General features: G+C 74.2%; 9 protein-coding genes. 1 reads left to right on the top strand and 8 read right to left on the bottom strand.

The window, feature by feature from the left end:
- Positions 1 to 11: 11 nt before the first annotated feature.
- The 3 genes from ACFVS6_RS17530 to guaA form a co-directional block, all read right to left on the bottom strand.
- A complete protein-coding gene (locus ACFVS6_RS17530) occupies positions 12 to 1,277 on the bottom strand; it encodes a hypothetical protein (protein WP_389704673.1) in 1,266 nt (421 codons plus the stop codon).
- A gap of 102 nt (positions 1,278 to 1,379) precedes the next feature.
- The gene (locus ACFVS6_RS17525; RefSeq protein ID WP_389704671.1) at positions 1,380 to 2,159 is read right to left on the bottom strand and encodes a class II aldolase/adducin family protein; all 780 of its coding nucleotides are present in this window, start codon (positions 2,157 to 2,159) and stop codon (positions 1,380 to 1,382) included.
- Positions 2,160 to 2,311: 152 nt separating this feature from the next.
- A complete protein-coding gene (gene guaA, locus ACFVS6_RS17520; RefSeq protein WP_389704670.1) occupies positions 2,312 to 3,904 on the bottom strand; it encodes a glutamine-hydrolyzing GMP synthase in 1,593 nt (530 codons plus the stop codon).
- A gap of 256 nt (positions 3,905 to 4,160) precedes the next feature.
- Here guaA and ACFVS6_RS17515 point away from each other — a divergent pair, with 256 nt between their 5' ends.
- The gene (locus ACFVS6_RS17515) at positions 4,161 to 4,466 is read left to right on the top strand and encodes a chorismate mutase (protein ID WP_389704668.1); all 306 of its coding nucleotides are present in this window, start codon (positions 4,161 to 4,163) and stop codon (positions 4,464 to 4,466) included.
- A 311-nt stretch (positions 4,467 to 4,777) separates the two neighbouring features.
- Here the strand turns inward: ACFVS6_RS17515 and ACFVS6_RS17510 are convergent, their stop codons facing one another.
- The 5 genes from ACFVS6_RS17510 to ACFVS6_RS17490 form a co-directional block, all read right to left on the bottom strand.
- Positions 4,778 to 6,532 carry a hypothetical protein gene (locus tag ACFVS6_RS17510; RefSeq protein ID WP_389704667.1) on the bottom strand — a complete coding sequence of 585 codons (1,755 nt, stop codon included), beginning with the start codon at positions 6,530 to 6,532 and terminating at the stop codon, positions 4,778 to 4,780.
- Between the two features lie 165 nt (positions 6,533 to 6,697).
- On the bottom strand, positions 6,698 to 8,539 hold the full coding sequence (locus tag ACFVS6_RS17505) for a GMC oxidoreductase (RefSeq protein WP_389704666.1): 1,842 nt from the start codon (positions 8,537 to 8,539) through the stop codon (positions 6,698 to 6,700).
- A 70-nt stretch (positions 8,540 to 8,609) separates the two neighbouring features.
- Positions 8,610 to 10,241, bottom strand: coding sequence for a succinic semialdehyde dehydrogenase (locus ACFVS6_RS17500; RefSeq protein ID WP_389704665.1), 1,632 nt, complete (start codon positions 10,239 to 10,241; stop codon positions 8,610 to 8,612).
- Between the two features lie 104 nt (positions 10,242 to 10,345).
- Positions 10,346 to 11,986 (bottom strand): serine/threonine-protein kinase, encoded by a 1,641-nt coding sequence (locus ACFVS6_RS17495; protein ID WP_389704663.1) that lies wholly within the window; start codon positions 11,984 to 11,986, stop codon positions 10,346 to 10,348.
- A gap of 125 nt (positions 11,987 to 12,111) precedes the next feature.
- A complete protein-coding gene (locus ACFVS6_RS17490) occupies positions 12,112 to 14,841 on the bottom strand; it encodes a serine/threonine protein kinase (protein WP_389704661.1) in 2,730 nt (909 codons plus the stop codon).
- Between the last annotated feature and the right edge of the window lie 79 nt (positions 14,842 to 14,920).

Genomic DNA, 14,920 nt, shown 5'->3' with positions numbered 1-14,920 from the left:
CCCGTCGTCGTTCACTCCGCCACGTCGATGCTGTAGCGGTTCGATTCCACTCCGGCGGCGGTCACCACCTGGACGTCGGTGCGCCCCGGTTCGACCTCCGCGGGGATCGGCACGGTCAGCACCGCGTCCGACGGGTTGGTGAAGCCTCCGGCCACGGGCACCAGCGGCACGTGGACGTGCACCTGACCGATCCGTACGACCAGCCGGGCCATCATCTCCGGGGTGTGCGCCCCCGGCGGCACGAAGCCCACGCCGCGGATCTCGATGTCGTCCCCGGGGCGGACGGCCGAGTCCAGGTCCCCGGGCTCCCGTCTGCGCACCACCGACAGCACGAGCGGGCGGCTGCCCTCGGCGTACTTCGCGGCCAGGTAGACCACCGCCGACAGGGCGACGAGCAGGGCGAGCGACCACGGCAGTCGCGGCAGCCGGTCGGGGAAGCGGGCCAACGTCACGGCGGCGTACGCCAGCACGACCGTGGAGACCAGGACGTACTGGGCGTCCGGGAAGCTGCCCCGACCGGCGTCGTCGGTCAGCAGGTCCGCCCCGGCGGGCCGGTCGGCGGGGAGCTTCTGCAGCCGCTGGTTCATGATCCGTACGGTGACCACGCGGCGCACCAGCACCGCGACGCCCGACGTCAGTCCGAGCACGGCCAGCAGCGGCAGCGCGCGGCCGAGCGCCAGCCCGGCGTACAGGGTGTCCCGTTCCGGCCCGGGGGCGGAGGCCGCGAGCCGCAGCGCGGGCAGCAGCGCGGCGAACGCCGTCAGCACGAGCCAGGCCGCGGGGACGGCCTTGGAGGTGGACAGCCGGTTGTCCTCGCCGACCAGCGGGGCCAGCAGCCCGCCGCGCAGCGACTGGGCACGGGCGGCGACGGTGAGCAGTCCGGCCAGGACGAGGACGGCCAGCAGTCCGGCGGTGCGGGCGGTGGACCAGCCCGTGCCGAGCGCGGTGCCGACCTGCACCACGAGCAGGACGCCGGCGGCGATCCACAGGGTGAGGACGGCCCGTCGGGAGAGCAGGTACAGCCATGAGTGCCCGGCCTCGCGGCCGCGGTCGGCGGCGTTGCGGGCGGACAGGGTCAGTTCGTCGGACACCCACTGGCGGGAGGCGCCGAGGGAGTGGGCCACGGCGGCCGGCACGCCCTGGCCGGCGGCGAACTCGTCCCGCTTCTCCAGGAAGGCGGCCACCGCCCGGCGGTGTCCCTCCCGTGCGCCGTGCGGGCAGTCGTCGCAGGTGCAGGCGCCGCCGTGGGTGGTTCGGGGGATCTCTTGGACAGCCACGTGCGTGCCGCCTCTCTGAACTCCGGTGCAGTGCCAGCGAATTGTGCACCACTGCGGCAGTGCTCCGGATTGCGCACGATGTCAGAGCAGGTGATTAACCGTTCATGATGTTGACGCCATCGGCGCATCGCCCCCGTGGCGCAGCGGCTGGTAGCTCACCCAGGCCGCCAGGTCGGAGCCGAACCGCTCCCGCGTGAGGACGGCGTTGCGGTGGTCGACGGGTACGGGTTTGCCCGCGGCCCGCGCGATCAACTGGACCCGGGCGGCCCGTTCGGCGGCGACGAACCACCAGACGGCGGCGTCGACCGAACCCCCGACGGTCAGCAGGCCGCGGTGGCGCAGGATCAGCGCCTTGTAGGGGCCGAGCGCGTGCGCGATCCGGGCGGCGGCGACGGGCCCGTCCTCGGTGAACTCGTCCAGCAGGGCGTGGTCCTCGTAGAAGGCGCAGGCCTCGGGGGTGAGCGGGGCCAGCAGCTCACCGAGCACGGCGAGCGCGCGGCCGTACGGTCCCTGCGTGCGGACGACGGCCACCGCCCCGGGGCGGGCCCGGTGGACGGCGACGTGCACGGCGAAGGCCAACTCGTTGAGCCGGCGGGTGCCCCGGAGTACCCGACCGTCGCCGTCGGCGAGCAGCAGGTCGTCGGGGGTGATGCCGGCGAAGGCCCGGCCGAAGGGGTTGACCCAGTAACAGTCCTCGAAGCCGGGGTCCCGGACGGTGACCAGCCCGGCCGGCCCGTCCTCGTGGTCGAGCCGGGCCAGCAGCCGCAGCGCCTCGGCGAGGCGTTCCTTGCGGTGGGCGCGCTCCTCCTCGACGGTGTCGTGGACGGGGGGCATCTCGAATCGCAGCCGCTCCACGGGCACGGGTCCGGGTCGCTCGGCCATGGCACCTCCTCCGGTCGCGGCGCAAGGTACCGGCGGCCGGTCGAAGAGGCCAGGGGCGGGACGGCAAAGAGCCGCGCGCCGCGCGGAAAACGGCGGAGCCGCCGCCCCGGTGAGGGGGCGACGGCTCCGTCGGACGGTGCGGGCGGGGAGTCCTACTCCCACTCGATGGTGCCCGGGGGCTTGCTCGTGCAGTCCAGGACCACGCGGTTCACGTCCGGTACCTCGTTGGTGATCCGGGTGGAGATCCGGGCGAGCACCTCGTACGGCATGCGCGTCCAGTCCGCGGTCATCGCGTCCTCCGAGGAGACGGGGCGCAGCACGATCGGGTGGCCGTAGGTACGGCCGTCGCCCTGGACGCCGACGCTGCGGACGTCCGCGAGCAGGACGACCGGGCACTGCCAGATCTCCCGGTCGAGGCCCGCGGCGGTGAGCTCGTGGCGGGCGATGGCGTCGGCCTCGCGCAGCAGGTCCAGGCGCTCCTTGGTGACCTCGCCGACGATGCGGATGCCGAGGCCGGGGCCGGGGAACGGCTGGCGCTGGACGATCTCGTCCGGCAGGCCGAGCTCCTGGCCGACCATCCGGACCTCGTCCTTGAACAGCTGGCGCAGCGGCTCGACGAGCTCGAACTCGATGTCGTCGGGGAGGCCGCCCACGTTGTGGTGGGACTTGATGTTCGCGGTGCCGGTGCCGCCGCCGGACTCGACGACGTCCGGGTACAGGGTGCCCTGGACGAGGAAGGCGACCGCGGGGCCGTCCTCCTGGAGGATCTCCAGCTGGGCCTGCTCGAAGACGCGGATGAACTCGCGGCCGATGATCTTCCGCTTGGTCTCCGGGTCGGAGACGCCGGCCAGCGCGGTCAGGAAGCGCTCCTGGGCGTCGACGACCTTCAGCTGGACGCCGGTCGCGGCGACGAAGTCCTTCTCGACCTGCTCGGTCTCGCCCTTGCGCATCAGACCGTGGTCGACGTAGACGCAGGTCAGCTGCGAGCCGATGGCCTTCTGGACGAGGGCCGCGGCGACCGCGGAGTCCACGCCGCCGGAGAGGCCGCAGATGGCGCGCTTGTCGCCGACCTGCTCGCGGATGGCCGCGATCTGCTCCTCGACGATGTTGCCGGTGGTCCAGGTGGGGGCCAGGCCGGCGCCGCGGTAGAGGAAGTGCTCCAGGATCTGCTGGCCGTGCGTGGAGTGCATGACCTCGGGGTGGTACTGGACCCCGTACAGCTTCTTCTCGTCGTTCTCGAAGGCCGCGACCGGGACGACGTTCGTCGAGGCGGTGACGGTGAAGCCCTCGGGGGCGGCGGAGCAGGCGTCGCCGTGGGACATCCACACGGACTGGTTCGCCGGGGTGCCCTCGAAGAGGGTGGAGCCGGCCTTGGAGACGGCCAGCGGGGTGCGGCCGTACTCGCGCGCGCCGGTGTTGTCGACGGTGCCGCCGAGGGTCGTCGCCATCAACTGGAAGCCGTAGCACATGCCGAAGACGGGCACGCCTGCCTCGAAGAGGGCACGGGAGTCGTCCAGGCGCGGGGCACCCTCCTCGTACACGGAGGACGGTCCGCCGGAGAGGATGATCGCCTTCGGGTCCTTGGCGAGCATCTCGGCCACGGGCATCGTGCTGGGCACGATCTCGCTGTAGACCCGGGCCTCGCGGACGCGGCGGGCGATGAGCTGGGCGTACTGGGCGCCGAAGTCGACGACGAGAACCGTGTCCGGGGCGCTGTCGTGGGCGGCGGAGGGTGCTTCTGGCACGGGGCGGCCTTCCGGCGGAAGAGGTGGCTGTTTTGTCGATTCTAACGGGGGCCGTAAGCCCCTTTTCGTCTCACCATCCGAACCGGCTTGGCCCGGAGCGGGACGGAAGGTCATAATCCGTTCCATGCGCAAGCAGCTGAGCTTCCTCTTTACCTATGGCACCGGCCGGTCCGGTCGCCATGGGTCATCGTGATGCTCGCTTGAGCCGCTGACTTCCCAGAGCGCCCCGGTCCGACAGGACCGGGGCGCTCTCGCGTTGCCGCTCCTGTCGACCACCGACACCCACAGGAGCACCGACATGACCACGATCACCACCACCCCCGAGCAGCTGATCGCCGACTCCCGGACCCGCATCGACGCCATCGACGACCGGATCATCGGCCTGATCCAGGAGCGGATGGCCGTCTCCACCGTCATCCAGGAGGCGCGCATCGGCTCCGGGGGCCGCCGGGTGCACCTGTCGCGCGAGATGGAGGTGCTGTCGCACTGGAGCGACGCCCTCGGCAAGCCCGGCACCGCGCTCGCGATGACCCTGCTGGAGCTGTGCCGGGGCCGCGTCTGAACCACGGGCGCCCGTTCGTCACCCGTCCGGAGCGTGACCCGCCCCGCGGCGCTTCGTTGGTGTCGATGACCGTGTCAGCCAGGCGCGGGTCCGCACCACCACACGTGGCTCCGCGGGAGCGATGAGACGTGACGCCCGACGGCGTACGTCGTGGGACCTCGCTCCTTCGCGTGACCGGACGGCAGGGGACAGCAGCCCGGTCACCCCGTGAAGGACGGCCGGCCAGGGGGACGCCCCGGGCCGGCCGTTCTCCTGTGCCCCCCGTGCGTCCCCCGGCCTTCCCGCCCGTCGGCCCCCCGGCCGCCGCGTCGTCAGCCGCGTCCCGCGCGGTGGCGCCGGAAGACCGCGTACAGCGCGCCGCCCGCCGCGACCAGCGCGGCCCCGCCGAATCCGAGCAGGCCCGTGATGCTGCCGGTGGGGGCCAGTGGTCCGCCGTCCCCGAGGCCGCCGGCGGCGTTCGTCCTCGTCCTCGCGCCGGGTCCGTCCGTCGCGTCCTGCGAGGTCCACGGATCGGGGAGCGCCACCGGGGAGCCGGTGCCCGGGGTGAGGGCGGTGCCCGTCGCGTTCGCCAGGAACAGCGCCGCGTTGTTGGCCGGGTACCGGTCGAAGTCGTGCCGCCGGGGCTCGCCGAGCGGGCCGGGAGCACCCGCGACGACGGCGCCCTGCGCGTTGGGCACCGCCTTCTCGACCCTGAGCTCGAAGACGAACTCGACCCGCTCGGACTCCCGCACGGACGGCCCCGTCGAGCACAGGAGCCGGGCCGGGCCGCGGCCGGGGACGACCCGGCAGCCGGCGGGCGCCCGTACGACCTTCAGGCCCGGCGGTACCCGGACGTCCACGACGGCCGCCGTGGCGCCGGCCCGGGGGTCGAACACCCAGGCCGGCCCGTGGTTGCGCAGGACGACCGCGGCCCTGACCCGACTCCCGGCCATGCCCCTGACGGACAGGGGCTCGACCGCGAGGTCCGCCGTGTTCTCGACGGCGAGGGCGACCTCGCGCCGGTCGGCGCGGACCGCCGGGGCCTGGCCGCGCGAGGCCCTGCCGGGCGGGACGAGCACGCCCGGCGCGATCGGCGCCGCCCGCCGGACGGCGGTGAGCATGCGGCCGGTGGCGGGTCCGCCGTGCGCGGGCCGTTGCGCGTACGGGCGCGCGGCGCGCCCCGGATCGGCCGGGGTGACGCCGTAGCCGAGCAGTTCGGTGCGGGCGTACGGGGCGGCCCTGAGGTGGAGCGGGGCGTCCCCGACGAGCTCGTGCTCCTCGCCCGGCGCGAAGTCGCCGTCGACGGTGCACAGGGCCGTCGTCGACGTCGGGCCGGTGCGGTAGGCGCAGTTGTCGTACCGCTCCGTCAGTTCGAGGCCGCGGGTGGTGGTGAGCTCGACGACCACGCCCCGGGCCGGTCCGGTGCCCCGGTTCGCGAAGGCGAGCGGCAGCGCCTGGCTCTCGCCCGGCTTCGGGTCCCGCTTGAGCCGCGGCTCCTCCACGACCAGGTCGGGGCCGCCGACCGTGACCCGGGTGACGGCCGTCGCGACGGTGACGCCGGCCACCCCGGCGGTGACCGTGACGGTGCCGGTCGCGCCGGTCCCGGCGCCCCGTTCGGCGGTGACCTCCAGGTCGAGGGAGACGCCGGTGCCCGGGCGGGCGTCCCGCTCGACGCAGACGAGGTCCGCGCCGGCGACGGCGCACCTGCCCACGGGCGCGGACCCGCCCTCCCGGACGCCCGCCACTCCCCCGACGCCGCTCAGGTCGACTGTGAAGGTGACGTCACCGCCGCGGAAGCCGGCTCCCGACGCGCCCTGCGCGCCGTCCGACCCGTCGCTCCCGTCCGCGCCGTACGCGTCGTACCCGCCGTCCGCGCCCTGCGTACCGAGGCCCTCGACCGTGCCCGGGAGGTCCAGGCGGAAGGCCAGCGGGGTCGGCTGCGGGACACCCGCCGCGGAGTGCGCCGGGAGGGTCAGCGCGGCCGGTCCGGTCAGCCGGAACACCGGTTCGGCGGCGTGGGCGGAGGGGACGGCCGGCCCTGCGGCGAACAGGCCGCACACGGCCAGCAGGGCGATGCGCTGTCTCATGCACCCTTGACCGCCGGACGGCCTTCACAGTTGCGTACTTCACCATGTGACCGACGCCACAGCCTTGCGTACGGGATTCCGGTACAACCTTCTCCGGCGACCGCCTGTCACTCATGTACTGCGGTGAGTACCGCGCTCGGAGGGGGAGCGCGGTACTCACCGTCGTCATTGCTCCGGTTCCGATTGCCTGCGGGGCACGTCCGGGACCGCCAGGAACGGCAGCCGCAGCGCCCCGAAGGCCTCCTTCGGCACCGCCGGCCGGTTCGGTTCCACCGCCGAGAGCCGTACGTACGCCTCCCCCTGCGCGGGCCGCCGGTCCGGCTCCCCCTTGTTGGGCCAGTACGACATCGCCCGCTCGGCCTGCGCCGTGATCGTCAGCGACGGATTGACCCCGAGGTTGGCGGAGACCGCCGAGCCGTCGACGACCGAGATGCCCGGGTGCCCGTGCAGGCGGTGGTACGGGTCGACCACGCCCTCCTGCGGCGAGGCGCCGATGGGGCAGCCGCCGAGGAAGTGCGCCGTCAACGGGGTCCCCATCAGCTCGCCGACGTTGCTGCCCGCGAACCCGTTGATCTCCTCGGCCAGCAGGCTCGCGGCCCGCGTCGCGGCCTCGATCTGCACGGGGTTGGGGGCGCCGTGGCCCTGCCGGGCGGTCAGCAGGCCCTTCCCGACGCCGCCGGGCTTGCGGTACGTCGTCAGGGAGTTGTCCACCGACTGCATGACCAGACCGATGATCGTCCGCTCGGACCAGCGCCGGTTGGACAGCGCGCGCATCAGCTGCCAGGGGTGCCGGGCCGTGCGGGCGAACCAGGACCGCACCCGGTGCGCGCCGTAGGGCACCTGGAGGATGGTCATGAACCCCATGGCGTTGGAGCCCTTGCCGTAGCGGACGGGCTCGATGTGGGTGTCGCCGTCGGGGTGGACGGACGAGGTGATCGCGACACCCCGCGTGAAGTCCACCCGCCCGACGCCGCCGTGCCGCCGGCGGTAGCGGCGGTCGTCGGTCTGGGCACCGACCAGACCCTCGGAGTTGGTCCGGGTCAGCTCGCCGAGCCGGTCGGAGAGGTGGGGCAGTTCGCCCCGGTCCTTCATGGTGTGCAGCAGGGTCTGGGTGCCGTACGTGCCCGCCGCGACGACCACGTACCGGGCGCGGAGCACCTTGGCCCGGCCCTTGCGGCGGTGGTCGGTGGGGACGGTGCGGACCCGGTGGCCGCCGTCGGGGTGCTCGGAGAGCGCGGTGACGGTGGTCATCGGGTGGATGACGGCGCCCGCGCGTTCGGCGAGGTGCAGGTAGTTCTCGTTCAGGGTGTTCTTCGCGCCGTGCCGGCAGCCGGTCATGCACTCGCCGCACTCGGTGCAGGCGCGGCGCGCGGGTCCGGCCCCGCCGAAGTACGGGTCCGCGGTCTCCTGACCGGGTCGGACCCGTCGGTCCTCCCCCGCTGCGCCGGTTCCCCCGGCGTCCTCGCCGTCGCCGAAGAAGACGCCGACCGGGGCCATGTGGAAGGAGTCCCCGACGCCCATCTTCTCGGCGGCCGCCCTGAGGTGGACGTCGGAGGGCGTCAGCGTCGGGTTGAGCCGCACGCCGAGCATCCGCTTGGCCTGGTCGTAGTACGGGGCGAGTTCCTCGCGCCAGTCGGTGATGGACGCCCACTGCCGGTCCTCGAAGAAGGCCGCGGGCGGCACGTAGAGGGTGTTGGCGTAGTTGAGCGAGCCGCCGCCCACTCCGGCGCCGGCGAGCACCATCACGTTGCCGAGCAGGTGGATGCGTTGGATCCCGAACAGTCCGAGGGCCGGTGCCCACAGGTAGTTGCGCAGGTCCCAGCTGTTGCGGGGCAGGCTCTCGCGGGTGAAGCGGCGCCCTGCCTCAAGGACGCCGACCCGGTAGCCCTTCTCGGTGAGCCGCAGGGCCGAGACGGCCCCGCCGAAGCCCGATCCGATGACGAGGACGTCGTAGTCGTAGCCGTCCTCCGGGCCGCCTCCGCGGCCGCCGTCGTTCTCGTGCGACACTGCCGTGCCTCCCAATCGGTCGCGCCTGGCGAAGTCTCAGTGGCCTGTGCGGCCCGGAGGGCCCGAGGGCCTATCGGAGCCGCAGTGCCTTGAGGACCTTGAGGCTGCGCGTCATGAACTGCGCGTACTGCGCGTCGTCCATGCCCAGCGACGGGGCCATGGGCAGCAGCCGCTGGTGGGCCACCGTCTGCGCCTCGGTGTACTTGAGGATGCCCTCGGAGCCGTGGCGGCGGCCGAGGCCGGAGTCCTTCATGCCGCCCATGGGCGCCTGGGCGCTGCCGTAGGCGGGGGCATAGCCGTCGTTGATGTTGACGGTGCCGGTGCGCAGGCGGGCCGCGACGGAGTGGCCGCGCCGGGCGTCCTTGGTCCAGACACTGGCGTTGAGGCCGTAGCTGGTGGCGTTGGCCTGCGCGACTGCCTCGTCCTCGTCGGTGAAGCGGTAGACGGACACGACCGGGCCGAAGGTCTCCTCGGCGCAGACCGCCATCGGCGCCTCGACCCCGTCGAGGATGGTCGGCTCGTAGAAGAGCGGGCCGAGGTCGGGGCGGGCGACGCCGCCCGCGACGAGGGTGGCTCCCTTGGCGACGGCCTCGTCCACGTGCCGCCGGACGGTCTCCAGCTGGCGTTCGCCGACCAGCGAGCCCATGTCCGCGCCGTAGGCGAGGGCGCTGCCGAGCCGCATGGCCCGGGTGCGGGCGGCGAAGCGCTCGACGAACTCGTCGGCGATCGAGGCGTGGACGTAGAGCCGCTCGATGGAGATGCACAGCTGGCCGGCGGAGGAGAAGCAGGCGCGGACGGCGCCCGCGGCGGCCTTCTCCACGTCCGCGTCGGCGAGGACGAGCATGGCGTTCTTGCCGCCGAGTTCGAGGCTGACGCCGACGAGGCGGGCGGCGGCGCCCTGGGCGACCTCGCGGCCGGTGCGGGTCGAGCCGGTGAAGGAGACGTAGTCGGCGTGGCGGACGACCTCGGGGCCGACGACCGGGCCCTCGCCGAGCACGATCTGGAAGACCTCGGCGGGCAGCCCGGCCTCGATCAGCAGGTCACGGGCCCACAGCGCGGTGAGGGCGGTCTCGGTGTCGGGCTTCATGACGACGGCGTTGCCGGAGACGAAGGCGGGCAGGGCGTCGCCGACGGAGAGTTCGAGGGGGTAGTTCCAGGGGGCGATCTGGCCGACGACCCCGCGCGGCTGGCGCAGCTCGGTCACCTTGGTGAGGGTCGGCATCGCGCCGGTGTGGCCCTTGGGGCGCAGGTAGGAGGGCGCCTTGCGGCCGTAGTGCCGGGCGGCGACCGCGACGGCCTGGACCTCCTCGTGGGCGTGCAGGCGGGCCTTGCCCGTCTCCAGCTGGATGAGGTCGAGCACCTCGGCCTGCCGCTCCAGGACCAGGTCGTGGAAGCGCAGCAGCACGGCCGCGCGCCGGCGTACGGGAACGGCGGCCCAGGCGCCCTGGGCGGCGCGGGCCCGGTCGAAGGCCTCGGCCACGTCCTCGGGGGTGGCTTCGGGCAGGTCCGCCAGCTTGTCCCCGGTGAAGGGGGTGTGGTTGGCGGTCCGGCCGGAGCCGATCACTCCGCGGGTCAGCCGGGCGACCAGGTCGGGGGTCACCACGTCGGCGGCCGTCCGGACGCCGGCCGGGGCCGGGGCGACCGGGTTGGTGGGCTGCGGTGCGCTGCGGAGGGGGGCGGCGGGGGCCTGCGAGTCCGTCATGGCGGTGAGCGTATGCCGCCGCGAGGCCTTTGGGTACCCGTGGGTAACCGGATTTTGCCAAGTCTGCCAGTAAACGCTGGCGCATTGGGTGCGGTGTGGCGCGATCAGCCCTTCTTGGGCGCCGCCTGCCAACCGCTGAGCACGATGTCGAACTGCTGGCGCGTCTTCGTCCAGTCGCTCACGGGCCCGGCCATGTAGATCGCGTACTCGACGCCCTCCGGCGTCATGTACATCTGCTCGATGGCCCGGCGCGGTCCCGGGAACTGCACCTTCTCGGTCCAGCTGAAGTCCCACTGGGCGCCCAGGGCGGTGTCCCGGAAGCTGTTCTGGCGCAGGATCTCGCGCTTGTAGTCCGTGCGCTCCTTGACCTGTCGTTCCATGTCGAGGACGTGCGTGTACGGGTTCGGGTAGTCCGGGGTCGTGTCGATGGCGATCCGCAGGACGTGCCGGCCGTTGTCGGGGGTGTAGTCGATCTGGTTGCCGTTCATCAGGCGCTGCCAGCCCTCCGGGACGAAGAGCGTGAACCCCTCCTCGTCCGTGACCCGCTTCCAGCCCGCCGGCACCGGCTTGGTCGCGACGTCGTCGCCGGACGCGGCGACGTCGGGCGCACCGGCCGAGGGCTTCGACCCGCTCTTGCCCGTGGTCCCGTCGTCGGACTTGTCCAGCCAGGTCAGCACGCCGAACACGCCGCCGCCGCCCAGCAGCGCCGCCACCACGGCCACGGCGGCGGCCCGCTTGAGCCTCCCGGGCGCGGACCCCGAGGGGGCCGTCGCGGGGACGGGGGTGGGGGCGGTGGCGGTCGCCGTCGAGCCGGCGGGCGCGGGCTCCGGCGGGGCCTGGGGGGCCTCCTCCTCCGGCTCGCGCTCCTCGGCGGTCACCGCGCGGGTGGGCACGTAGGCGTGCGCCGCCCTGGGCTCCCGGCCCTCCATCGCCTGCAACAGCATCTGCTCGGCCTCGGCCGCCGAGGGGCGCTCGGCCGGGTCCTTGCGCAGAAGGGCGGTGATGACCGGGCCCAGCGCGCCGGACTGGCGCAGGGCGGGCGGTTCGTCGTTGACGACGGCCTGGAGGCTGGAGATGGGCGAGGTCCGCCGGAACGGCGAGAGGGCCTCGACGGCCGTGTACAGGGTCGCGCCGAGCGACCACAGGTCGGAGGCCGGGTCGGGGGCACCGCCGGTGACCCGTTCCGGGGCCAGGTAGTCGATGGAGCCGACGAGTTCGCCGGTACGGGTGATGGAGGAGTCGCCCTCGATCGCGGCGATGCCGAAGTCGGTCAGCAGCACGCGACCGTCCTTGGCGAGCAGCACGTTGCCGGGCTTCACGTCCCGGTGCAGCACGCCGACCGCGTGCGCGGCGCGCAGCGCGCCCAGCACGTGCAGCCCGATCCGGGCGGCCTCCAGGGGCTCGATGCGGCCCGCCGCCTTCGCGGCCTCGGCGAGGGAGGGGCCGTCGATGTACTCCATGACGATCCACGGCCGGTCGTCGTGTTCCAGCACGTCGTGCACGGTGACGACCGCCGGATGCTGGATCCGGGCGGCGGCCCGCGCCTCCTTCTGGGTACGGGCGTGCAGGACCTCGCGGTCCGCCTGGGCCACGTACAGGCCCGCCGTCAGTTCCTTGACGGCCACGGTCCGGTGCAGCAGCTCATCGTGCGCACGCCACACCTTGCCCATGCCGCCACTGCCGATGGGCTCCACGAGCCGGTACCGGCCCGCGAGCACCGCACCCGCGCCTGTCTGCTGTTCCACGAAACCTCGCCGCTCTGTGCACTTCGGGCCAGATTACGGAGCCTGCGGCCAGAGCCGAAACCGCGCGGGGGCGGTGGGGCAGCACTGTGACGCAATTGCCGTATTGACAGGCCGTCAGTCCGTTGTCAACCCCCGGACCTGTAACTCGCCGTGGCCTTCTCGAAGACGTCGGTGACCTTGTCCTGGTTGTCCTCCGGACCCGTGACCATGACGATGTGGTACTTGCCGCCCAGCGCGACGACGAAGTTCCGGGCGAACAGGGACCGGCCCGCCGCGTCGATCCAGGTGTACCGGCCGGTGACCCGCAGCTGCTGGCCCACCTTCGTCGACTTCACGTCACCGCCGGACGCCCAGGTCGAGTTGCGGTACGGGGCCAGTTCCGGCTCCTTGTCCTTCTGGTAGCCCACCGGATCCGGATTGCCGCCCTCCACCTGATCCCGGCCCGGCACCACGATCAGGGTGAACTGACCCTGGACGTACCGCACCTGACCGGCCTCGTTGATCGTCTGCCGCTCCCAGCCGTCCGGGACCGCGATCGAGAAGTGCGCGGGGTCCTGTTGGACGGTGAAGCCCTGCGGCGCGGGCGCGTCCGTCTGCGGGGCGGGCTTGGACTCCGGGGTACCGGCGGGGGTACGGCTCGGCTCCGGCCGCGCCGGGCCGCTCCCGGAGGGCGCCGGGGCGGAGGGCTTCGGACTCTGCGCCGACGTCGGCTGCGTCCCCCCGGCCTGCGGGTCCCCGGACCGGGGCATGAACAGCATCGCGTACGCCACCGCCCCGGCGAGCACGGCCAGGACCCCGACCAGCAGGGTCCGACCGAGGGCGCGCGGCTTGCGCGGAGCCGCCGGATTGCGGTGCCGCCCGTGCAGTTCGCCGCGTTGACGCGGGAGGGGCAGGCGGGTCGGGTCGGCTTCCGGCATCGGGAGGAAGCCGAAGTCGCCGTCGGGCTCGGGGGCGGAGCGCACGAGGGACCGCAGCCAGCCCCGGAGCTCCTCGAAGTCCGGCCGCTCGGTGGGGTCCTGGCGCAGCAGCGACTCCACGACGGGGCGCAGCGGGCCGCACTCCTCGGCGAACGCGGGGGCCTCCGCGCACACCATGTCGACGAGTTCGGCCACGCTGTCCTCGGGGTACGGGGCGTGGCCCTGCACGGCCCGGTACAGCAGCGCGCCGAGCGCCCACAGGTCGGTGGCGGGGCCGACGGGCGCCGCGAGCTGCCAGTGCCCGTGCACGGGCCCGGCCTGCTCGGGGGCCCACCGCTCGGTGACGGCCCCGACGACGGCCATCCGCGTCTGCCGCGCCCGCTCGGCGTCCAACCCGGTACGCGGACCACCGCCGTGGCCGCCGGGCGCGTCCCAGCCGGCGACGGGCGGGGCGGGGGGCGACGGCACCGGCAGGCGGGCTCCGGGGCGCGGGCCGATGGGCGTCGGGGCCGGGAGCGACGGGACCGGGTACGTCGGCGCCGGGAGGCCGGTCCCGGGGCGCGGGTGCGGCGGGGCCTGGGGCTCGCCGCGGCCCGGGGCCTCGGCCTGCCGGTAGCCCTGGGGCAGCGCGAGGCGGGCGGGCAGCGCGGGGCGGGCCGGTTCGCCCGCCGGGGCCTCCGGTTCCGGGAGCTCCTCGTACGACGGCTCCTGGAACTCGTCGTACGGCCGCTCCTGGTGCTCGTGGTACTCCTGCCCCGGGTACTCCTGGTGCTCTTGGTGCTCCTGGTGCGGCGGCTCCGGGGCCGGCTGCGGCGGGGGCGCCTGCTGCCGGCGCGGGGTGGCGCCGTGCCAGGGCATGGCGGCTGCGCCGTCGGGGCCGCCGTACGGGTACGCGTACCCCTGCGGCAGGTTGGCCCCCGTCGGCCGCACCGGCGGCAGGATGCCCGGGGGCGGCTCGGCACCGGACACGGCCCCGCGTTCCTCGGCCACCTTCGCCGCGGCGGCCCGCGCCCCGGCCCGGTAGGCGGCGATGGTCCCGGCGCGGGCGGTCGCCCGGAGGTCGGCCGCGTCGTCCTGCTGGGGCTGGGGGCGCTGCGGGGTGATGTGGTCGGAGTACCTCGGCCCGGTGTCGTAGCCGGGCGCCACCAGCGGCGCGTACGCCGGACCGGGCGCCGTGGGCTCCGGCGCGTACCCGGGGTGCGGGGCGGGCGGCGACGACTCGGCCCCGAAGCCGAGCGGATCGGAACCCAGCGGATCGGAACCGGGCCGATCCGGCGACGGCGCCCCGCGGTCGGGGCCGGGGGCGGTACCCGGCAGCGGTCCCCATCCGGAGCCCGTGTCCCCGGGGTCCTCGAAGTCCGGCCGCGGCACGGGGTCGTACCCGCACAGGGCCTCCTCGGCGGCGCCGGCCGCCAGCCCGGTCAGGACGACCCGGCCGTCATCGCATATCAACACCGTCCGGACGGTGATGTTCCGGTGCGTCCAGCCGTGCGCGTGCAGCACCCGCAGCGCGGTCAGCACGTCGGAGGCCACCTCCGCCGCCCGGTACGGGCTCAGCGGCTCCTCGGCGATCAACGCGGCCAGCGGCCGCGCGGGGACGAGTTCGCTCACTATCCACAGCGAACCGCCCTCGGCGAACACGTCGAAGACCTGGTCCAGCCGCGCGTGGTCCGGTACGGACGCCGCCGCCTGCGCGGCGGCGATGGCCCGGCGCACGGCGGGCAGCTCGCCCGTCCGCTGATCCTGCCCGGCCTGCGGACCGGACGAGCCGTCGAGCAGCTCCGCATCCACGACCTCCGGCAACGGCACCTGCCGGACCAGGACCTCCTGGCCGCTCCGGGTGTCGAAGGCCCGGGTCTCCAGCACCTCGTACGCGTCGGTCGGCGGCAGCGGCAGACGGTAGCGGTCGGCCAGGATCCGGCCCGCGTAGTCCTCCACATCGCCTCCCCCGAGTGCGTAGGGCTCCCCATGGCCCCCGTCGACACGATACGACGCTCAGGCCGCCCGCGTCCCGGGC

Origin of the sequence: Streptomyces sp. NPDC057939, from assembly GCF_042887545.1 — a bacterium.
Lineage (GTDB): Bacteria > Actinomycetota > Actinomycetes > Streptomycetales > Streptomycetaceae > Streptomyces.
Note: the sequence above shows the minus strand (reverse complement) of the source record. Positions and strands in the feature narration are given on the sequence as shown.